The sequence below is a fragment of the Pseudomonas marginalis genome, from assembly GCF_001645105.1.
GTDB lineage: Bacteria > Pseudomonadota > Gammaproteobacteria > Pseudomonadales > Pseudomonadaceae > Aquipseudomonas > Aquipseudomonas petroselini.
Window position 1 is genome coordinate 177,253 of sequence record NZ_LKEG01000042.1, and the last position, 20,950, is coordinate 198,202.

Annotated in this window: 14 protein-coding genes; 8 read left to right on the forward strand and 6 right to left on the reverse strand. The window is 60.8% G+C overall.

Annotated elements, in window-relative coordinates; genetic code table 11:
* The first annotated feature begins 9 nt into the window (after positions 1 to 9).
* The 3 genes from aceF (at position 10) to msrA (ending at position 5,369) form a co-directional block, all read left to right on the forward strand.
* The gene (aceF, locus tag AO064_RS16570) at positions 10 to 1,647 is read left to right on the forward strand and encodes a dihydrolipoyllysine-residue acetyltransferase (protein WP_064054016.1); all 1,638 of its coding nucleotides are present in this window, start codon (positions 10 to 12) and stop codon (positions 1,645 to 1,647) included.
* 316 nt (positions 1,648 to 1,963) lie between these two features.
* Complete coding sequence (locus AO064_RS16575) at positions 1,964 to 4,648, forward strand: putative bifunctional diguanylate cyclase/phosphodiesterase (RefSeq protein ID WP_064054017.1); 2,685 nt, start codon at positions 1,964 to 1,966, stop codon at positions 4,646 to 4,648.
* Positions 4,649 to 4,721: 73 nt separating this feature from the next.
* The gene (gene msrA, locus AO064_RS16580) at positions 4,722 to 5,369 is read left to right on the forward strand and encodes a peptide-methionine (S)-S-oxide reductase MsrA (protein WP_064054018.1); all 648 of its coding nucleotides are present in this window, start codon (positions 4,722 to 4,724) and stop codon (positions 5,367 to 5,369) included.
* 140 nt (positions 5,370 to 5,509) lie between these two features.
* On the opposite strand, the gene AO064_RS16585 is transcribed toward msrA, so the two are convergent.
* Positions 5,510 to 6,346: a 23S rRNA (adenine(2030)-N(6))-methyltransferase RlmJ gene (locus tag AO064_RS16585; RefSeq protein WP_010213693.1), complete on the reverse strand. Its 837-nt coding sequence runs from the start codon at positions 6,344 to 6,346 to the stop codon at positions 5,510 to 5,512.
* 173 nt (positions 6,347 to 6,519) lie between these two features.
* Between AO064_RS16585 and AO064_RS16590 the strand changes: the two genes are divergently transcribed.
* Positions 6,520 to 7,797 (forward strand): O-acetylhomoserine aminocarboxypropyltransferase/cysteine synthase family protein, encoded by a 1,278-nt coding sequence (locus AO064_RS16590; RefSeq protein WP_064054019.1) that lies wholly within the window; start codon positions 6,520 to 6,522, stop codon positions 7,795 to 7,797.
* Here the strand turns inward: AO064_RS16590 and AO064_RS16595 are convergent.
* Both AO064_RS16595 and AO064_RS16600 read right to left on the reverse strand, forming a co-directional pair.
* Complete coding sequence (locus AO064_RS16595) at positions 7,783 to 8,472, reverse strand: DUF4123 domain-containing protein (RefSeq protein ID WP_082893947.1); 690 nt, start codon at positions 8,470 to 8,472, stop codon at positions 7,783 to 7,785. The genes AO064_RS16590 and AO064_RS16595 overlap by 15 nt on opposite strands.
* A gap of 9 nt (positions 8,473 to 8,481) precedes the next feature.
* Positions 8,482 to 10,506 carry a type VI secretion system Vgr family protein gene (locus AO064_RS16600; RefSeq protein WP_064054021.1) on the reverse strand — a complete coding sequence of 675 codons (2,025 nt, stop codon included), beginning with the start codon at positions 10,504 to 10,506 and terminating at the stop codon, positions 8,482 to 8,484.
* Positions 10,507 to 10,838: 332 nt separating this feature from the next.
* Between AO064_RS16600 and AO064_RS16605 the strand changes: the two genes are divergently transcribed.
* Both AO064_RS16605 and AO064_RS16610 read left to right on the forward strand, forming a co-directional pair.
* The gene (locus AO064_RS16605) at positions 10,839 to 11,786 is read left to right on the forward strand and encodes a hypothetical protein (RefSeq protein WP_064054022.1); all 948 of its coding nucleotides are present in this window, start codon (positions 10,839 to 10,841) and stop codon (positions 11,784 to 11,786) included.
* Complete coding sequence (locus AO064_RS16610) at positions 11,776 to 12,165, forward strand: hypothetical protein (RefSeq protein ID WP_064054023.1); 390 nt, start codon at positions 11,776 to 11,778, stop codon at positions 12,163 to 12,165. Before AO064_RS16605 ends, AO064_RS16610 begins: the two co-directional genes overlap by 11 nt.
* Before the next feature lie 99 nt (positions 12,166 to 12,264).
* On the opposite strand, the gene putP is transcribed toward AO064_RS16610, so the two are convergent.
* Entirely contained in the window at positions 12,265 to 13,749 is a 1,485-nt protein-coding gene (gene putP / locus AO064_RS16615) for a sodium/proline symporter PutP (RefSeq protein ID WP_064054024.1), read from the reverse strand.
* Between the two features lie 460 nt (positions 13,750 to 14,209).
* Between putP and putA the strand changes: the two genes are divergently transcribed.
* Entirely contained in the window at positions 14,210 to 18,163 is a 3,954-nt protein-coding gene (putA, locus tag AO064_RS16620; protein ID WP_064054025.1) for a trifunctional transcriptional regulator/proline dehydrogenase/L-glutamate gamma-semialdehyde dehydrogenase, read from the forward strand.
* A gap of 142 nt (positions 18,164 to 18,305) precedes the next feature.
* Positions 18,306 to 20,108 carry an acyl-CoA dehydrogenase gene (locus AO064_RS16625; protein WP_064054026.1) on the forward strand — a complete coding sequence of 601 codons (1,803 nt, stop codon included), beginning with the start codon at positions 18,306 to 18,308 and terminating at the stop codon, positions 20,106 to 20,108.
* Here the strand turns inward: AO064_RS16625 and AO064_RS16630 are convergent.
* Positions 20,105 to 20,398, reverse strand: a complete 294-nt coding sequence (locus AO064_RS16630) for a cell division protein ZapA (protein WP_012721850.1) — start codon at positions 20,396 to 20,398, stop codon at positions 20,105 to 20,107. The two genes, AO064_RS16625 and AO064_RS16630, sit on opposite strands and share 4 nt — an antisense overlap.
* Entirely contained in the window at positions 20,395 to 20,625 is a 231-nt protein-coding gene (locus AO064_RS16635) for a hypothetical protein (protein WP_012721849.1), read from the reverse strand. The genes AO064_RS16630 and AO064_RS16635 overlap by 4 nt, the downstream gene beginning before the upstream one ends.
* Between the last annotated feature and the right edge of the window lie 325 nt (positions 20,626 to 20,950).

The window sequence follows — 20,950 nt, forward strand, 5'->3', positions numbered from 1 at the left end:
AGACTTTTTGTGAGCGAACTCATTCGCGTACCTGACATCGGCAGCGGTGAAGGTGAAGTAATCGAGCTGTTTGTGAAGGTCGGCGACACCGTCGAAGCCGACCAGAGCATCCTGACCCTGGAGTCGGACAAGGCGAGCATGGAAATCCCTGCTCCCAAAGCCGGCGTGGTCAAGAGCCTGAAAGTGAAGCTGGGCGACCGCCTGAAAGAAGGCGACGAACTGCTGGAACTGGAAATCGAAGGGGCTGCTGATGCGGCGCCTGCTGCCGCTGCCGCACCCGCGCCGGCTGCTGAAAAACCTGCGGCTGCCGAGGCCCCTGCTGCCCCTGCGGCTGCAGAACCTGCCGCCGCCAGCGTTCAGGACATCCACGTCCCGGACATCGGCTCGTCGGGCAAGGCCAAGATCATCGAGCTGCTGGTCAAGGTCGGCGACACCGTCGAAGCCGACCAGTCGCTGATCACCCTGGAGTCCGACAAGGCCTCCATGGAAATCCCTTCGCCGGCCGCCGGCGTGGTGGAAAGCATTGCGGTCAAGCTGGAAGACGAAGTCGGCACCGGTGACTTCATCCTCAAGCTGAAAGTACAAGGCGCTGCGCCTGCAGCCGCTCCAGCACCGGCCGCCGCTCCGGCTGCCAAGGCTGAAGCTGCTCCGGCTGCTGCCGCCCCTGCGCCTGCTGCAAAAGCTGAGGCCGCTCCGGCCCCTGCTGCTGCCGCGCCTGCGCCAAGTGGTGCCAAGGTTCACGCCGGTCCTGCCGTGCGTCAATTGGCCCGTGAATTCGGCGTTGAGCTGAATGCTGTGTCGGCAACCGGCCCTCACGGCCGCGTGCTGAAGGAAGACGTGCAGGTCTACGTCAAATCCATGATGCAAAAAGCCAAGGAAGCGCCGGCTGCCGGTGGCGCTACCGGTGGTTCGGGCATTCCGCCAATCCGCACCGTGGACTTCAGCCGCTTCGGCGAAACCGAAGAAGTGCCGATGACCCGCCTGATGCAAATCGGCGCGTCGAGCCTGCACGCGAGCTGGCTGAACATCCCGCACGTGACTCAGTTCGACCAGGCCGACATCACCGACCTGGAAGCTTTCCGCGTTGCGCAGAAAGCCGTGGCCGAGAAGGCCGGCGTGAAACTGACCGTGCTGCCACTGCTGCTCAAGGCGTGTGCGCACCTGCTCAAGGAACTGCCGGACTTCAACAGTTCGCTGGCGCCAAGCGGCAAGGCGATCATTCGCAAGAAATACGTACACATCGGCTTTGCGGTCGATACCCCAGAAGGCCTGCTGGTACCGGTCATCAAGAACGTCGACCAGAAGAGCCTGCTGCAGCTTGCCGCTGAGGCTGCTGCGCTGGCTGCCAAGGCCCGCGACAAGAAGCTCACCGCAGACGACATGCAAGGCGCATGCTTCACCATCTCCAGCCTCGGTCACATTGGCGGCACTGGCTTCACGCCAATCGTCAACGCGCCGGAAGTGGCGATCCTGGGTGTGTCCAAGGCCACTATCCAGCCAGTGTGGGACGGTAAAGCGTTCCAACCGAAGCTGATGCTGCCACTGTCGTTGTCCTACGATCACCGCGTGATCAACGGCGCCGCAGCTGCACGCTTCACGCAGCGCCTGAGCCAACTGCTGAACGACATCCGCACTATCCTGCTGTAAGCCGCAGCGGCCTCCTCTGCACCGAGGAGGCCTGGCGACAACGATTTTCGAGCGCCACGCTCGTACCTCAACCCCGCCACTTGGCGGGGCTTTTTTTGCCTGCGTTCCGCGCCTGAATTTGGACAATACAAACAGGTTTGTACACCTTCCATCGCTCCGATTGAAGAAACCCCTCACGCGGCCGATAACCCCCTTATAGCACTTAGCCTTCATCCTCTCTTGTCAGCCCGCGCCGCATGATGCAACCTTGCCGCAGGCAACCGAAAAGAGGGCGTGAGCCCGGCGCCAAGTGCGTTATTTCAAGTGAGTCTCCCCCATGAAAAGCCAGCCCGATGTCGCCCGAATGGCGGCCGAGGTAGTGACGCAGTTACCGGTGCCTTCGCGCCTCGGTATGCTGCGTTTCGAGCGGCTTAATGAGGCAAGCTGGGCCCTTCTTTACCTCGACCCCAATTGCGAACGCCAATTCGGCCTGTCGGCCGTCGAGCTTTGCGCCCTGATCGGTACGCCATATGCCAGCCTGATGGAGCCCCAGGCGCGCTACGAATTGCACGACACCATCCAGCAGCAACTGGCCCTGAGCCCTCACTATCTGGTGCGCTACACCCTGCACACCAGCGACGGCCCCCTGAGCCTGCTGGAAATGGGCGAAGCCTACAAACAACACAATCGCCACCTGCTGCGCGGCTACCTGATGGTGGTCGATGGCCTGTTCAGTGAGATCCCCACCGCCGTTCCCACGGCAGACCTGGAAAACCAGAACAGTCGCCTGCAGATCGCCCTGGAGCTCAACCAGCGCGCCCAACAGGAACAGTTGCAGCATCTCGAGCGAGTGCGCGCCCAACAGGCGTTGATCCTGCTGCTGGCCCGACAGCGCTACACCACCCATAACTCGTTGCAAGAAGCGGCGGAGCTGATCACCCGCAGCGCCTGTGACATCTACCGGATCGACTGCGCCAGCATCTGGAACCTCGAAGGCCAACGCCTGGTACCCATCTCGGCCTACCACCGCGACGATCAGCAGCACCACCTGCCCGAATCCATTGACGCAAGCTGCTTCCCGGATTACCTCGAAGCCCTGCACACCAGTCGCGCCATTGACGCCACCAACGCCTTACGCGATCCGCGTACCCGGGAAATGGCCGAGAAGAAAGACATTCACGCCATGCTCGACGCGAGCATCCGCGTCGATGGCCAGGTAGTCGGCGTGCTGTGCCTGGAACAAAGCGGCTGCACGCGCGCCTGGCAGGCCGATGAAATTGCCTTTGCCGGCGAACTGGCAGACCAGTTCGCGCAAGTCATCAACAACCACAACCGCCGCACCGCCACCAGCGCCCTGCACCTGTTCCAGCGCGCCGTGGAGCAAAGTGCCAACGCCTTTCTGCTGGTCAACTGCGACGGCGTGGTGGAGTACGTCAACCCGAGCTTCACCGCGATCACCCAGTACAGCGCCGAAGAGGTCCACGGCCACCGCCTGGCCCAGTTGCCGGCACTGGAGAACCTCAGCGAATTGCTTTTCGACGCACCGTCGAGCCTCGCCAAGAGCAACAGCTGGCAGGGTGAATTCAAGAGCCGGCGCAAGAACCTCGAACCCTACTGGGGCCAGTTGTCGATTTCCAAGGTGTATGGTGACAACCGAGAGCTGACGCATTACATCGGCATCTACGAAGACATCACCCAAACCAAGCTGGCCCAGCAGCGCATCGAGCGCCTGGCCTACACCGACAACCTGACCAACCTGGGCAACCGCCCGGCGTTCATTCGCAACCTCGATGAACGCTTTGCACGTGACAGCGACAGCCCGATCAGCCTGTTGCTGGTGGACATCGACAACTTCAAGCGCATCAACGACAGCCTCGGCCACCAGACCGGCGATAAACTGTTGATCAGCCTCGCCCGCCGTTTGCGCAACAGCCTGAGTACCGGCGGCAGCCTGGCGCGCTTTGCCAGTAACGAGTTTGCGGTGTTGCTCGACGATACCGACTTGGAGACCGGCCAACTGGTGGCCAGCCAGCTGCTGGCGACCCTCGACAAACCGATGTTCGTCGACAACCAATTGATCAGCGTCACCGGCTCCGTGGGCCTGGCCTGTGCGCCGCTGCATGGCCGCGACCCGCAGACCCTGATGCGCAACGCCGGCCTGGCCCTGCACAAGGCCAAGGCCAACGGCAAACACCAGGTACAGGTGTTTACCGAAGCGCTGAACGCCGAGGCCAGCTACAAGCTGTTCGTCGAGAACAACCTGCGCCGCGCCCTCACCCAGAACGAATTGGACGTGTTCTACCAGCCCAAGCTGTGCCTGCGCAGCGGCCGCCTGTTGGGCATGGAAGCACTGTTGCGCTGGAACCATCCGGAAAAGGGCATGATCCGCCCCGACCAATTCATCAGCGTGGCGGAAGAGACTGGGCTGATCATCCCCATCGGCAAATGGATTGCGCGCCAGGCTTGCCGCATGAGCCGGCAGTTGACCGCCGCAGGCATGGGCAACCTGCAGGTGGCGATCAACCTGTCACCCAAGCAGTTCTCCGACCCGGACCTGGTGGCCTCGATTGCCACGATCCTCAAGGAAGAACGGCTGCCGGCCAACCTGCTGGAGCTGGAACTGACCGAAGGCTTGCTGCTGGAGGCCACAGAAGACACGCGCCTGCAACTCGACCAGCTGAAAAGCTTCGGTCTGACCCTGGCCATGGACGACTTCGGCACCGGTTACTCGTCGCTGAGCTACTTGAAAAAATTCCCCATCGATATCATCAAGATCGATCGCAGCTTCATCCACGAAATCCCGGATAACCAGGACGACATGGAAATCACCTCCGCCGTGATCGCCATGGCCCACAACCTCAAGCTCAAGGTCGTGGCCGAAGGCATCGAGACCGCCGAGCAGCTGGCGTTCCTGCGCCGGCATCGTTGCGACGTGGGCCAGGGTTACCTGTTCGACCGACCAATCCCCGGCGCAGAGCTGCTGGCGATGCTCAAACGTTACCCGCGCGGGCCAATCGCCTGACAGCGTCGTAACACTCGGGCACACTGGCGGTCTGAATCTTTACTGCTAACTCAACCTGACGAGAGGACTGATCATGGTCTTGCGCTCGGAAATTCTGGTGAACAAAAACGTGCTGCCTACTCAAGAACAAGCTCTGCCTGGTCGTGAAACCCCAATGGCGCTGCCAGAGACGCACTTCGTCAACGGCAACCCGCTGCTGGGTCCGTTCCTTGATGACGTCGGCTTTGCAATCTTCGGCCTAGGTTGTTTCTGGGGCGCCGAGCGCAAGTTCTGGCAACGCGACGGCGTGGTCAGCACCGTGGTCGGTTACGCCGGCGGCTATACGCCGAACCCGACCTATGAAGAAGTCTGCTCGGGCCTGACCGGCCACAGCGAAGTGGTGCTGGTGGTGTATGACCAGGCCAAGGTGACATACGAAGACCTGCTGAAAATGTTCTGGGAACTGCACAACCCGACCCAGGGCATGCGCCAGGGCAACGACATCGGCAGCCAGTACCGTTCGGTGATCTATGCGACCACCCCGGAGCAACTGGCGGCGGCAAAGGCCAGTGCCGAGGCTTATCAAGGTGAATTGACCAAGGCCGGCCTGGGTGTGATTACCACAGAGATCGAAGAGGCGCCGACGGTGTACTTCGCCGAGACCTATCACCAGCAGTACCTGGCGAAGAATCCGCAGGGCTATTGCGGGATCGGCGGCACGGGCGTGACCTGCCCAATCTGACGCTATACCCAGACGAACAGGGTTATGTAGTGAGCGGGCTTGCCCCGCGCTGGGTTGCGAAGCAGCCCCAACACCTCACACTGCGGTTTACCTGAAGGGCTGCTACGCAGCCCAGCGCGGGGCAAGCCCGCTCACTACAGTTATTCAGCGATCAGCCAATCCATTTGCCACCCACCCTGGGTCTGGCCAAGCTTCTTGGACAACCACGGCAGCAGCTCACGCAGTTCCTCTTCCAGACCCCACGGCGGGTTGGCGATCGCCAGGCCCGAGCCGGTCAGGGTGTTGGGGGTGTCCAGCGGGTGCACCAGCAATTCCACACGCAACAACTTTGGTGCACCGGTGCCGGCCAGGTCCTGGTAGAAACGGCGCAGCATGCGCTGGTCCTTGACCGGGTACCAGATGGCCGCGACGGTCTGGCGCATGCGGCCCACGGCTTCCTTGAGGGATGCGGCGCAGCGTTGCATTTCGTCGAGCTTCTCGAACGGCGGATCGATCAGCATCAACGCGCGCTTTTCCGGCACCGGCAGCAAGGCACGCGGCACATGCCAGCCTTCGCCCAGGTGCACTTTGACGCGGCGATCACCCTTCATGTTGTCCTTGAGCAGCACGCCGTCTTCCGGGTGCTTTTCATTGAGCAGCACTCGGTCCTGGGGCCGCGTCAGGCGTCGCGCCAGCTCCGGCGAACCGGGGTAGTAGCGCAACTCGCCATCCGGGTTCATCTCATGCAGCACGCGCATGTAGTCGGCGGTCAGCGGCGGCAGGTCGCTTTCGCCCCACAGGCGGGCGATGCCTTCCAGGTACTCACCGGTGCGGTTGGCCTGGTCGCCCTGCAGGTCGTACAGGCCAATGCCGGCGTGGGTGTCGAGGTAGGCGAACGGCTGCTCCTTGCGCGACATCAGGGCGATGAGACGGGTCAAGGTCAGGTGTTTGAAGACATCGGCATGGTTGCCGGCGTGAAAGGCGTGACGATAATTCATGGTTGCTCCTGCGCAGGGGGCGAAGTTTACCTTTTACGCAGGCTCAAGTGCAGGGCGGCGTGCCGGGCGGTGCTTATGTCGAAAAGGCAGGCTTACGACTGAAAAAAATCTAAATGCCGGCGCCGAGGCGGATTTATTGTGGCGATCCACCATCCAGGGAGGTCAGTAACCCCATGAAAGACGCCACCATCGCGCTGCACCACGGCTTCAAGTCGGACCCGACCACCAAGGCCGTCGCCGTGCCGATCTACCAGAACGTCGCGTTCGAATTCGACAACGCCCAGCACGGCGCCGACCTGTTCAACCTGGACGTGCCTGGCAACATCTACACGCGGATCATGAACCCCACCAATGACGTGCTGGAGCAGCGCATCGCCGCGCTCGAGGGCGGTATCGCAGGCCTGGCGGTATCGGCGGGCAGCGCGGCCATCCACTACGCGATCCAGACCCTCACCCGGGCGGGCGACAATATCGTCACCACCCCGCAGCTCTACGGCGGCACCTACACCTTGTTCGCGCACTTGCTGCCGAGCTTCGGCGTCGATGTGCGTTTCGCCCGTGATGACTCTGCCGCCGCCATCGCGGAACTGATCGACGACAATACCAAGTTGGTGTATTGCGAAAGCATCGGCAACCCCGCGGGCAATATCATCGACATCGAAGCCCTGGCCAACGTCGCCCACGCCCGCGGCGTACCGCTGGTGGTGGATAACACCGTGGCCACGCCAATCCTGTGCAAGCCAATCCAGTTCGGTGCCGATATCGTGGTGCACTCGGTCACCAAATACATCGGCGGCCATGGCAACTCCCTGGGCGGCGTGATCGTCGACAGCGGCACCTTCCCCTGGACCGATTACCCGGACAAATTCCCCGGCCTCAACAACCCAGAGCCCGCTTACCACGGCGTGGTCTACACCGAAAAATTCGGCCCTGCCGCTTTCATCGCCCGCGCTCGCACCGTGCCGCTGCGCAATACCGGCGCGGCGCTGGCACCGATGAATGCCTTCCTGCTGTTGCAAGGTCTGGAAACCCTGGCCCTGCGCATGGAGCGCCATACCGAAAACGCCTTGAAAGTCGCGCAGTTCCTGCAAGGGCATGCCGATGTGGCGTGGGTCAGCTACGCCGGCCTGCCGGATCATCCGCACCACGCACTGGCGCAGAAATACCTGCAGGGCAAACCGTCAGCGATCCTGTCCTTTGGTCTGAAGGGTGGCTACGACGCCGGTGTACGCTTCTATGACGCACTGCAAATCTTCAAGCGTCTGGTGAACATCGGCGATGCCAAATCCCTGGCCTGCCACCCCGCCTCCACCACCCACCGGCAGATGAACGAGCAGGAACAAGCCAAGGCCGGCGTAAAGCCGGAGATGATTCGCCTGTCGGTCGGCATTGAGGCGATTGAAGACCTGCTCGAAGACCTGCAGCAGGCGCTGGGTTCAACTCAGCTCTGAGGCCAGGTAGTCGGCCAGCGCCTGATAGCGGGTATCCGCACTGCGCGCGAAGTAGGCGACCTTGTGCTGCAAGGTCGTCGGCGCAAAGGCCGTGTAGAGGTCGGGTCGTTGCTCTTCGAGCCATTGCAACAGGTTGTGGATAAGGGTGTGTGGCGATTGCTCGGCCAGGTGCTCCAATAACGCTGATGGCACTCGCCACCATGGGCTGTCCTTGGCCGCAGTGAGCGGGCCCGTCGCGCCCGCCAGCGACTGGCCATTGATCAGGTAGCGCTGGAAAACCGGCAATATCTCATCTCCTCGCTGCTGAATGATCGGCAGAAACTGCGCCCCATCCCAAAAGCGCAAAAACACCTCCTGGCCATCCGGCAGGAACACCTTGGTCAGGCTTTGCAGGTGTGCAATCACGCTTTCCAGCGGGCTGGACGATACGGCCAGCCAGCCCCAATCCGTAGCATCAGTGGAAGCGGCCCACTCAAGGAATGGGCTGTCCGGTTCGACGACAGCCACATAGGGCATGACCTCCGCCCACGTCGCATAGGCCGTGCCGGCCCACACGGATTGTGGCGAGGTTCCGGCGGCCAGCGCTCGCCAAGCCTCCAGGGGCTTGGCGTCACTGGCAGCGCCCATGACCGCGAAGATCTGTTCACCCGCACGCAAGGGTTTAAGCATCGGCATACAGTCCTTTTAAGGTTGGGGTGCATTGCTGTGTCGGGGGAGATCGCACTGGCCGTTCTTGCAGCGCTCACACTCTTCGCAAAACGGTGCGCTGCGCTTGAAACTGGCCACTTGCACACGGCTCAGCGGCGCCGGAATCACGGCCAGTAACGTCTCTTTCACGCCAGGCATCAACGGTGCGGCCGCCGGAGCGGGCGAGCTGCCAAGCTGGATCGGCACACTGCTGAAAATCCCACCGGCCGACAGCGTGATCGACTGCCCACCCGCCTGGATCGTGACAGTCGCGCCCGCATCAATGACGACGCTTTGCCCTGCCCCTATCTGAATAGTCCGCTCGGCGCGCACCTGCTGCGAACCGGCGACCACCACGTGATCATCCTGCTTGAGCTGCGTCAGGCGATTGCCGTGGGTAATGCGCTGCTCTTCACCGCGCAACTCATGGTGCGACTCGCCACCCACGGTGATACGACGCCCGTTATCGACCTGCACCTGTTGATCATGCAGTACATGCTGTGTCCAATCCCGCTGGGCGCGCAGGTAGATTTCCTCGGCGCCCTTGCGGTCCTCGATACGTAGCTCGTTGTAGCCACCGCCGCCCGGGCTGCTCTGGCTGCGCAAGATACTGCGGGTCTTGTCCGCCGGCAGGTCGAGGGGCACCTGGGTCGCCGCGTTGGGCAAACAGCCCATCACCAACGGCATGTCCATGTCGCCATTGACGAAACCCACCAGCACTTCCATGCCGACGCGCGGGATCAGCACCGAACCATAGCGATCATGCGCCCACCCACTGGCAACCCTCAGCCAGCAACTGGAATGGTCGTTATGTTCACCGGCACGGTCCCAGGCCAGTTGCACCTTGACCCGGCCGTACTCATCGCAATGGATTTCACTGTCGGCGGGGCCGGTCACCACGGCATGTTGATAACCCGAGATCACTGGGCGCGCATGCTCGTCCAGAGACGGGCGGAAAATCACGTCCCACGGCGCGGCGACAAAATGGTTGCGATAACCCTGGCGAAAGTCCCCACCGGCGACCTCGGTTACAGCCTCTTCCAGGACTTGCGGTTGTTTACCCTCGTGGGTCACGTGTGTCGCCAACCACAGGCCATTCCACTCTCCCCGTGGGTGGGCCGCCAGCCTGAGGAACCTGCCGCCGGCCAATGCCGGTTCATCACCGTTGCCATGGGCGATGCGGTAATCACTGCGATGACGCTCCAGGCTTCGCTGCGCAAGGTATTTGCCATGGGCGCGGTCGCTGAAATGACCGGGGTAATCCTGCGTTTCAAGCGTCGGAAGCTGCTCGCCAGAGACCGCGCTTTCCAGGCCCAGGTTCGGCTTGCGAAAGTCGTAATCGCGCAGGTTCACGGCCGTGGTGCGGGTCTGCACCTGCACCGCAAACCGCTTGATTGCCGGGGTATCCGCCACCATCCCGGAACCGGGGGTGTAAGGCGTGGGCTGTTCGGGCTGGGCAAAGACCGTCTGGTCATCCCCAAACACCAGCAAATGCCCCTCGGCCGAATGCTGGAAGTGATAGTGAATGCCCAACTCCGCGCACAGCCGCTGAATGAACGCCAGGTCAGTCTCGCCAAACTGCACACAATACTCGCGCTCGGGGTAGGCACCGCTGAGCCGGAATTCGAAGCGGTCACTCTGGATGCCCTGCCCCTCCAGTACCTGCGCAACAATCTGCGGCACCGTCTTGTGCTGGAAAATGCGCTGGTGGCTGCTGTGCGCCAGATAGGCCAGCTGCGGCACAAGCGTCAGCTGATAACGCGTCAGGCGCCGTCCGGAATCGCCCTGCGCCACCCGGTAGACCAGCCCATGAACACCATGGCCCTGATCATCGAACCCGAGATACACCTGGCGATGCAGCAAGCCTTCCAGGTCGAGATCGGGCTGTTCGCTGACCAACTCGAGATCAAAATGGTAAGGCTGGCTGATGGATTCACGGCCCGTAAACTCCAACACCTTGAGTTCACTGGGCTCACCGTCGAGGGACAGGGTAAAGGCACTTTGATTGGCAGGAGCGAACATCCGGTGTTTCTCTGCGAGGGGTGGGGGGCTGATTTTGCATCAGCGCTCTACCGAACTGATCACGCTGCAACAAAATCAGTAAATCCTTACGTCAGGGCTTTGCTTTTCCTCGCTTCACTTTCACCTGGATTTTCAGCATAAAACACAGGCGTCTGACGGAAGCCTGTCGCTACTGCGTAGCTCTTTTCCCAAAGTCGAAAAACCACCTGAATTTCACTCGTCACACTCACGACGCGCTCCCGGCAACTCACTAAATTGCGCAGCCATGTTCATTCAAAAAGGAATGTTTTCATGGCAGCCAAACGCTACGCCGGATCGCTGAGGAGCGTGTGATGCCTCAGCCTTATGCCTTCATCAACGACCGACTACAAACATCAGTGGAACTCAAGGCAAGTGTGCACTTGGGCTCATACGCCGAAGCCAAGTTTGACGCGCTGAATACGCATATCCGCAATGTTGTCGTGCTGCCAGGGCAACTGGTGATCATCGGTGATGGCAGCACCCCAGCCTGCACCGTGGAGGAGTCACGCCTGATGCGCGCCGCTTGGGCTATCCGCCACAGTGTGATGGCGGAAGGTGGGGACGCCTTTGCGCTGCAAAACTATGATTTGCTGCAAAAGTTGCTGGGGTACGCTTCGCTGGGGATTGGCACCGCGGGAGATGCCTGGGGCAGACACTTACAGGACATAGTGAAAACGCTCGGTGAAATTGACGCACTGCACAAACAGTCACTGCGTCGTGGAGGAGGTGTTTCACGAGATGATTTCCTCGCTCGGCGCCAGGTTTTATTTGCCAAGCTGGAAGCGCAGATGCGTAGCTTTGCGCGCCATGGAACGGGGCTGAGGAATCAAGGCTCGATCAAGAAAATGCTGGGGATATCGACCAGGAGCTATTTGCATACTGGGGAGATAAGTCGGTACAGCGAAACCATCTCGCGAGTCTCCAAGACAGCGAAGCTACTTAAAAATGGTACACCGCTGGGAATAGCATTGAGCACGACAGCGACGGCGCTGGAGATCAAGGAGGCGTGCTCTACTGGTAGAGAGCAGCAATGCAGAAAAGCGAAGTATGTCGAGGCAGGTAAATTAACCTTCGGGGCGGCAGGGGGAATCATCGGAGGCCAAATGGGAATGGGTTTGTGTATAGCTGTAATGGCCCCGACTACCGGGCCGTTTGCCTTGAGTTGTCTTTTGATAGCTGGCGGAGCAATGGGCTTTGCTTTAGGTAGCCTGGGAAGCGAGGCCGGCGCAGCGGCTGGAGAGGTCCTGTATGAGTTTTGAGTCCTTCCTCAGCCTCCCTGCAAAGAATCAAATAGCATTTTTTTCGGCGGGATCGATGCTTATAGCGGTAATTCTCAACATTTTCCTGGCCTATAGAAAATTGGAAAGAATGGAAGATTTTTTGGACCTATGCAGCCTGATAAACAGCTACAAGCGTATTTTTGGTGACAACCTACGAGGAAGATTAGGCAGACTCTGTGCAGTCTACATAGCAATCGCGCTGCCGAGGTGGAACACAAAACGTGGTGTTATTAACGCAAAACAGGTCGAGGAATTTCCCCGCAATCTGAAACTCGCTCTTCACGCAACAGCCCTCACAGGTCTGGCCGGAGCCATAGGCGCGACGATTTTTCATTTCGCCGATCAACTGAGCCTATGATCAGTGCCCTTTGGCCGCCAAACCTTTCAAAAAAACGGCCCCCATCCAAAGGACGCGGGCCGCTCTTTTCATCTCAACAGGCGCTCAACGCCCGACGAATCATTTGTTGAGGTTGTAGTCCTTCTCCGCCGCATCAAAACGCTCGACCATACCTGCGGTCGGTACGCCCATCTTGCTCACGAAGTAGATCGCCAGGCTGGCGAAAATAAAGCCTGGAATGATCTCGTACAGCCCCAGCAGTTCGAAGTGTTTCCACACGATCACGGTGATCGCGCCGACCAGGATACCGGCCAGTGCGCCGTTACGGGTCATGTGTTTCCAGATCACCGAGATCAGCACCACAGGGCCAAACGCGGCGCCGAAACCGGCCCAGGCGTAGCTGACCAGGCCGAGTACGCGGTTGTTGGGGTTGGCGGCCATGGCGATGGCGATCAGCGCAACCAGCAGCACCATCAAGCGACCGACCCACACCAGCTCAACCTGGGAGGCGTTTTTGCGCAGGAAGGTTTTGTAGAAGTCTTCGGTCAGGGCGCTGGAGCACACCAGCAATTGGCAGCTCAGGGTGCTCATCACGGCAGCCAGAATGGCCGACAGCAGTACACCGGCGATCCACGGGTTGAACAGCAGCTTGGCCAGTTCAATAAACACACGTTCGTGGTTTTCGGTCACAGGACCGGCCACTTCCGGGTGCGCCGAGAAGTAGGCGATACCGAAGAAGCCCACGGCCACGGTGCCACCCAGGCACAGGATCATCCAGGTCATGGAGATGCGACGTGCCTTGGCAATCGACTTGACCGAATCCGCCGCCATAAAACGCGCGAGGATGTGCGGCTGGCCGAAGTAACCCAGGCCCCAGCCCATCAGCGAGATGATGCCGATGAAGGTGGTGTTTTTCAGCATATTGAAGTTGTCAGGGTTCTTGGCTTCGATCGCCAGGAAGGTGGTATCGACACCACCGGTAGCCAGCAGCACGATGATCGGCGTAAGGATCAGCGCGAAGATCATCAGCGTGGCTTGTACGGTGTCGGTCCAGCTCACGGCCAGGAAACCACCGACGAAGGTGTAGGCAATCGTTGCAGCAGCACCGGCCCACAGCGCAGTCTCGTAAGACATGCCGAAGGTGCTTTCGAACAGGCGGGCACCGGCGACGATGCCGGACGCGCAATAGATGGTGAAGAACACCAGGATCACCACGGCGGAGATGATCCGCAGCAGGCCGCTTTTATCTTCGAAACGGCTGGAGAAGTAATCCGGCAGGGTCAGTGCGTCGCCGTTGTGCTCGGTCTGTACCCGCAGACGACCGGCGACGAACAGCCAGTTGAGGTAGGCACCGACGATCAGGCCAATGGCAATCCAGCTTTCCGACAAACCAGACATGTAGATCGCGCCCGGCAGGCCCATCAACAACCAGCCACTCATGTCGGAAGCGCCGGCCGACAAGGCAGTCACCACGCTACCGAGGCTGCGACCGCCCAGGATGTAATCGGAAAGGTTGTTGGTGGAGCGATAGGCCATGAAGCCGATCAACACCATTGCTGCAATGTAGATCACGAACGTGATCAGGGTTGGATTACTAACGCTCATAAGAGTGACGCCCTGGCTTTGTTTTTATGTAGCGACGGTCTGTCAGACGGCCACCCATTGGAAGTAGGTAGACGTAGCTGCGTGCCGCGCATTTATGACTGACGTTTCCCCAGGAAAGCCGTCAGCCGATGAACCGACCCGTGGAGGTGGTTGCACCTTGGCCGCGAATGCTATTCAACAAAGCAAATAAGGTGCAACCAGTTTCGCGAGAATAAGTTGCACCCAGGTGTGAAAAGTGCAAAACACCCCGTTTTTGCTCCTTTTCGGAGCAAGAACAGCCGATCTCAGAAGCAAACGCACCAGGGCGAAGCGGATTCTGTCGAAGGCCAAATTATTTCCGATCAAGCGTTAGAAATTTCATGAACAAAATGGGTTGCACCCGGTTGCACCTATTCATGCGCAAAGCTAATCTGGCGGCCAGCTGATGCCACTCGGTAGTGGCACCCATGAGGATAACAAAATGGCTACGACCACCCTTGGGGTCAAACTAGACGACCCGACCCGCGAGCGCCTCAAGGCGGCCGCGACCTCCATTGATCGCACGCCGCACTGGCTGATCAAGCAGGCGATTTTCAATTACCTGGAGAAACTGGAGGGTGGTGCAACCCTGACTGAACTCAATGGTTTGAGCAGCAACGGCGCTGACGACGCAGGCGACGTCCAGACGGATCACGCCCACCAGTGCTTCCTTGAGTTCGCTGAAAGCATCCTGCCGCAATCCGTGCTGCGCGCCTCGATCACCGCCGCTTACCGCCGCCCAGAGCCGGAAGTCGTGCCGATGCTGATCGAGCAGGCCCGCCTGCCGGCGCCAATGGCCGAAGCCACCAACAAGCTTGCTGCGTCGATTGCCGAGAAACTGCGTAATCAGAAAAGCGCCGGCGGCCGTGCCGGGATTGTTCAGGGCCTGCTGCAGGAATTTTCCCTGTCATCCCAGGAAGGCGTGGCCTTGATGTGCCTGGCCGAAGCGCTGTTGCGCATCCCGGACAAAGGCACTCGCGACGCGCTGATCCGCGACAAGATCAGCACCGGTAACTGGCAGCCGCACTTGGGCAACAGCCCGTCGCTGTTCGTCAACGCGGCGACCTGGGGCCTGCTGTTGACCGGCAAACTGGTCGCCACCCATAACGAAGCAGGGTTGACCTCGTCCCTGAGCCGCATCATCGGCAAGAGCGGCGAACCGATGATCCGCAAGGGCGTCGACATGGCCATGCGCCTGATGGGCGAGCAGTTCGTCACCGGCGAAACCATCGCTGAAGCCTTGGCCAATGCGAGCAAGTTCGAAGCCAAGGGCTTCCGCTACTCCTACGACATGCTCGGTGAAGCCGCGCTCACTGAACGTGATGCGCAGAAGTACCTGGCCTCGTACGAACAAGCCATTCACTCCATCGGCAAAGCCTCCCACGGCCGTGGGATTTATGAAGGCCCCGGTATTTCCATCAAGCTGTCAGCGCTGCACCCGCGCTACAGCCGTGCGCAGTACGAGCGCGTGATGGACGAGCTGTACCCGCGCCTGCTGTCGCTGACGCTGCTGGCCAAGCAATACGACATCGGGCTGAACATCGACGCCGAAGAAGCCGACCGACTGGAGCTGTCCCTCGATCTGCTCGAGCGCCTGTGCTTCGAACCGCAACTGACCGGCTGGAACGGCATCGGCTTCGTGATCCAGGCCTACCAGAAACGTTGCCCTTACGTGATCGACTACGTCATCGACCTGGCGCGCCGCAGCCGCCATCGCCTGATGATCCGCCTGGTGAAAGGCGCGTACTGGGACAGCGAAATCAAACGCGCCCAGGTCGAAGGCCTGGAAGGCTACCCGGTGTACACCCGCAAGGTGTACACCGACGTTTCCTACATTGCCTGCGCACGCAAACTGCTGTCGGTGCCGGAAGTCATCTACCCGCAATTCGCCACGCATAACGCCCACACCTTGTCGGCCATCTACCATATCGCCGGTCAGAACTATTACCCGGGCCAGTACGAGTTCCAATGCCTGCACGGCATGGGTGAACCGTTGTACGAGCAGGTGGTCGGCAAGGTTTCCGACGGCAAGCTGAACCGTCCGTGCCGCGTGTACGCACCGGTCGGCACCCACGAAACGCTGCTGGCTTACCTGGTACGTCGCCTGCTGGAAAACGGCGCGAACACCTCGTTCGTCAACCGCATTGCCGACCAATCTATTTCGATCCAGGAGCTGGTGGCCGATCCAGTGGCCAGCATCGAGCAGATGGCCACGCTGGAAGGCGGCTTCGGCCTGCCGCACCCGCGTATTCCACTGCCGCGCGACCTGTACGGCAGAGACCGCGCCAACTCGGCCGGCATTGACCTGGCTAACGAACACCGTCTGGCATCGCTGTCCTGCGCCCTGCTGGCGACCGCGCACAACAACTGGAAAGCCGCACCGATGCTCGGTTGCGCTGCCAGCGAGCAAGCGGCGGCGCCGGTGCTGAACCCATCCGACCTGCGTGATGTGGTCGGCCATGTGCAGGAAGCCACCGTCGAAGACGTCGACAACGCCATCCAGTGCGCCATCAGCGCCGGTCCGATCTGGCAGGCCACCCCGCCCGCCGAGCGTGCCGCGATCCTGGAGCGTGCCGCCGACCTGATGGAAGGTGAGATCCAGCCATTGATGGGCCTGCTGGCCCGCGAAGCCGGCAAGACCTTCGCCAACGCCATCGCCGAAGTGCGTGAAGCCGTAGACTTCCTGCGCTACTACGCGGTGCAGGCGCGCAACGATTTCACCAATGACGCCCACCGCCCCCTGGGCCCCGTGGTGTGCATCAGCCCGTGGAACTTCCCGTTGGCGATCTTCAGCGGTCAAGTGGCTGCCGCACTGGCCGCCGGCAACCCGGTATTGGCCAAGCCGGCCGAACAAACCCCGCTGGTCGCCGCACAAGCCGTGCGCATCCTGCTGGAAGCCGGCATTCCGGAAGGCGTGCTGCAACTGCTGCCGGGCCAGGGCGAAACCGTCGGTGCCCGCTTGGTAGGTGATGATCGCGTCAAAGGCGTGATGTTCACCGGCTCCACCGAAGTGGCGCGCCTGCTGCAACGCAATGTCGCCGGTCGCCTGGATGCCCAGGGCCGTCCGATTCCGCTGATCGCCGAAACCGGTGGCCAGAACGCGATGATCGTCGATTCCTCGGCGCTGACCGAACAAGTGGTCATCGACGTGGTGTCCTCGGCCTTCGACAGCGCCGGCCAGCGTTGCTCGGCCCTGCGCGTACTGTGCCTGCAGGAAGATTCGGCAGACCGCGTCATAGAAATGCTCAAGGGCGCCATGGCGGAATGCCGCCTGGGCAACCCGGAGCGCTTGTCCGTCGATATCGGCCCGGTGATCGATGCCGACGCCAAGGCCGGCATCGAGAAACACATCCAGGCCATGCGCGACAAAGGCCGCAACGTGTACCAGGTGGCGATTGCCGACGGCGAAGAGATCAAGCGCGGCACCTTCGTGACACCTACCCTGATCGAGCTGGAAAGCTTCGATGAACTGCAACGTGAAATCTTCGGCCCGGTGCTGCACGTGGTGCGCTACAAGCGCAAAGAGATCGACCAGCTCATCGGCCAGATCAACGCTTCCGGCTACGGCCTGACCCTCGGCGTGCATACGCGCATCGACGAGACCATCGCCAAGGTGATCGACAACGTCAATGCCGGCAACGTCTATGTGAACCGCAACATCGTCGGTGCCGTAGTGGGCGTACAACCGTTCGGCGGCGAAGGCCTGTCGGGCACTGGCCCGAAAGCCGGTGGCCCGCTGTACCTGTATCGCCTGCTGTCGACTCGTCCTACGGATGCCATCGAGCAATCCTTCGTACGCGGCGACGCATTGGCCGCACCGGACGTGCGCCTGCGCGACGCCATGAGCCAACCGCTGACCGCCCTGAACACCTGGGCCGACAGCAATAAGCTCAGCGAACTGAGCGCCTTGTGCAGCCAGTTCGCCGCGCAATCGCAAAGCGGCATCACCCGCCAACTGGCCGGCCCGACCGGCGAGCGCAACAGCTACGCCATCCTGCCCCGCGAGCACGTGCTGTGCCTGGCGGACGTGGAAGGCGACCTGCTGACTCAACTGGCGGCGGTGCTGGCCGTCGGCGGCTCGGCGGTATGGCCGGAAACCGACCTGACCAAGGCCTTGTTCCCACGCCTGCCGAAGGAGATTCAGGCGAAGATCAAGCGCGTGGCCGACTGGACCAAGGACGAGGTGGTGTTCGACGCAGTTCTGCACCACGGCGATTCCGACCAGCTGCGTGCGGTGTGCCAGCAAGTGGCCCAGCGTGGTGGCGCGATTGTTGGGGTGCATGGTTTGTCGCAAGGCGAAACGGCGATTGCGCTGGAGCGTCTGGTGATCGAGCGGGCGTTGAGCGTTAACACGGCGGCAGCTGGCGGTAACGCCAGCCTCATGACTATCGGTTAACTGCCTGAAGGAATGCAGTAAGGCATGTGGGAGGGGGCAAGCCCCCTCCCACATTTGCCTGTGCATCACCCAAATCAATCTTGCTATCCAGCTTCTATTCGCGCACTTAGACTCAGGCCAATTCCTCCAAAGGTAAGCCGCCATGTCCGAGACGCTGCTCAGTTCCCGCAATCTGGCTTTCGAGCTGTACGAAGTCCTCGATGCCGAGGGCCTGACCCAGCGCGAGCGGTTTGCCGAGCACACCCGCGAAACCTTCGACGCGGCCATCAGCACCGCCCGCACGATCGCCGAGAAGTATTTCGCCCCCCACAACCGCAAGAACGACGAAAACGAACCCCGTTACGAAGACGGCCAGGCGATCCTGATTCCGGAGGTGAAACCGGCGGTGGATGCGTTCCTCGAAGCCGGCTTTCTCAACGCGGCGCGTAGTTTCGAAGCGGGCGGCATGCAACTGCCCACGCTGCTGTCTCAAGCCTGTTTCGCGCATTTCCAGTCGGCCAACGCCGCCTCGACGTCCTACCCGTTCCTGACCATGGGGGCCGCCAACCTGATCGAAAGCTTCGGCACCGATGATCAGAAACAGCGCTTTCTGCAACCGATGATCGACGGCCGTTTCTTCGGCACCATGGCCCTCACCGAACCCCACGCCGGTTCATCGCTGTCGGATATTCGTACCCGCGCAGAGCCTGCGGCCGACGGCACGTATCGACTCAAGGGCAACAAGATCTTCATCTCCGGCGGCGATCACCCGCTGTCGGAAAACATCGTGCACATGGTGCTGGCCAAGCTGCCGGACGCACCGGCTGGGGTGAAGGGCATTTCGCTGTTTATCGTGCCCAAGTTCCTGGTCAACGACGACGGCAGCCTGGGCGAGCGCAACGACGTGCTGCTGGCGGGGCTTTTCCACAAGATGGGCTGGCGCGGCACCACGTCCACGGCGCTGAATTTCGGCGATAACGGCCACTGTGTCGGCTATCTGGTGGGCAAGCCGCACCAAGGTTTGAGCTGCATGTTCCAGATGATGAACGAAGCACGCATCGGCGTGGGCATGGGCGCGGTGATGCTCGGTTACGCCGGCTACCTCTACTCCCTGGAGTACGCCCGCGAACGCCCGCAAGGGCGTCTGCCCGACAGTAAAGACCCTACGACCGCGCCGGTCTCGATCATCCAGCATGCCGACATCAAACGTATGCTGTTGACGCAAAAAGCCTACGTGGAAGGCGCCTTCGACCTGGGCCTCTACGCCGCACGCCTGTTCGACGACACCACCACCCTGGAAACCGACGCCGAGCGCAAGCACGCCCACGAACTGCTGGACCTGCTGACGCCCATCGTCAAATCCTGGCCCTCGGAGTTCTGCCTCAAGGCCAACGAACTGGCGATCCAGATCCTCGGTGGCCACGGTTACACCCGTGAATACCCGGTGGAACAGTACTACCGCGATAACCGCCTGAACCCGATCCATGAAGGCACCCATGGCATCCAGTCCCTGGATTTGCTTGGGCGCAAGCTGGCGCAGAACGGTGGCGCGGGCTTGAAGCAACTCATCAGGCTGATGGCCGAAACCGGTGCCCGCGCGCAGGAATACCCAAGCCTCAGCCTGCTCAAGGAACCGCTGGAACAGTTGGTCAACCGCCTGCAAAGCGTGACGATCGGCCTGCTGACGGATCTCGCCCACGGCAAGGTCAACAGCAGCCTGGCGAACTCGGCGCTGTACTTGAAGGTGTTCGGGCATACGGTGATTGGCTGGCGCTGGCTGGAACAGGCGATTCGCGCCGAAGAAGGACTGGCCAAGGGCGAGGCGGCCGATGTGGCCTTCTATAAAGGCAAGCTCCAGGCGGCCCGATACTTCCTGACCTGGGAAGTACCGAGCTGCCATCATGAGCTGGCAATTCTGGAGGCCCGCGATGATACGTGCCTCAGTATGCAAGATGAGTGGTTCTAAGGCGTTCCGATCGCCTTGGAAATCACATCGACCGTGGCGCTGACTTGCTCTTGGTAACGGTCGAGTTCCTGCTGGTGCGCCTGCTGCATTTCGATCTGCTCGGCGCACAGGTTCAGCGCCGCCAGCACCAGTAACTTGTCACCGATCAGGGTCGGGTACTTTTTCTTGGTGTTGGCCAGGGAGGCCTTGAGCAGGGTCACGGCATGCATCAGGGTTTTATCTTCGCCGGCCGGTGCCTTGATCGAGTAATCCTCTCCGAGAATCGAAACGACCTTTATCCCTTCACTCATGCGCTGACAGGCCCTGCGCTCACACGCTCAACCAACGCCTGGATACGCGCGGCGGTCGCGCCGTGTTTTTCTTCCTGCTCCATGAGGTTCAGTTGCAGGCTGTCGTTCTCATCCTTGGCACGCGCCAGTTCGGCCTTGAGGGATTCGTTGCTGCCCAACAGGTCCTGATTCTGCTGTACGAGGTCGCTGACCAGTTGTTCCAATTGGCTGAGGGATGCTTCTAACATTTTGATTTCTCGGGCTTTTTCAAAGGGCGGTGACGATAAAGAAAATTCACCTCGGATGCCAGGGTTATCCCCGGCGCGCAGCCCGTTTTTTAAGGGCCGGGCCGCACTTTCGAGCCTTAGTGACTGCATTTACCCGATCTGGTTCCTGAATCGGCCAAACCCCTCGTCAGATGCGACAAAACCGCACAGGCTCCTTTAGACTTTAGTCGTACGACCGATAGAGAGGCACAGACCGTCTCATGGCCGCACGGATCGCGCTCTCCCCCAGGATTCCCGCATGTCGCTTCGTAATATGAATATCGCCCCGAGGGCCTTCCTCGGCTTC

Coding starts and splice junctions, on each gene's coding strand:
- AO064_RS16575 (WP_064054017.1), top strand. CDS start 1,964: ATGAAAAGCCAGCCCGATGTCGCCCGAATGGCGGCCGAGGTAGTGACG.
- msrA (WP_064054018.1), top strand. CDS start 4,722: ATGGTCTTGCGCTCGGAAATTCTGGTGAACAAAAACGTGCTGCCTACT.
- AO064_RS16585 (WP_010213693.1), bottom strand. CDS start 6,346: ATGAATTATCGTCACGCCTTTCACGCCGGCAACCATGCCGATGTCTTC.
- AO064_RS16590 (WP_064054019.1), top strand. CDS start 6,520: ATGAAAGACGCCACCATCGCGCTGCACCACGGCTTCAAGTCGGACCCG.
- AO064_RS16595 (WP_082893947.1), bottom strand. CDS start 8,472: ATGCCGATGCTTAAACCCTTGCGTGCGGGTGAACAGATCTTCGCGGTC.
- AO064_RS16600 (WP_064054021.1), bottom strand. CDS start 10,506: ATGTTCGCTCCTGCCAATCAAAGTGCCTTTACCCTGTCCCTCGACGGT.
- AO064_RS16605 (WP_064054022.1), top strand. CDS start 10,839: ATGCCTCAGCCTTATGCCTTCATCAACGACCGACTACAAACATCAGTG.
- AO064_RS16610 (WP_064054023.1), top strand. CDS start 11,776: ATGAGTTTTGAGTCCTTCCTCAGCCTCCCTGCAAAGAATCAAATAGCA.
- putP (WP_064054024.1), bottom strand. CDS start 13,749: ATGAGCGTTAGTAATCCAACCCTGATCACGTTCGTGATCTACATTGCA.
- putA (WP_064054025.1), top strand. CDS start 14,210: ATGGCTACGACCACCCTTGGGGTCAAACTAGACGACCCGACCCGCGAG.
- AO064_RS16625 (WP_064054026.1), top strand. CDS start 18,306: ATGTCCGAGACGCTGCTCAGTTCCCGCAATCTGGCTTTCGAGCTGTAC.
- AO064_RS16630 (WP_012721850.1), bottom strand. CDS start 20,398: ATGAGTGAAGGGATAAAGGTCGTTTCGATTCTCGGAGAGGATTACTCG.
- AO064_RS16635 (WP_012721849.1), bottom strand. CDS start 20,625: ATGTTAGAAGCATCCCTCAGCCAATTGGAACAACTGGTCAGCGACCTC.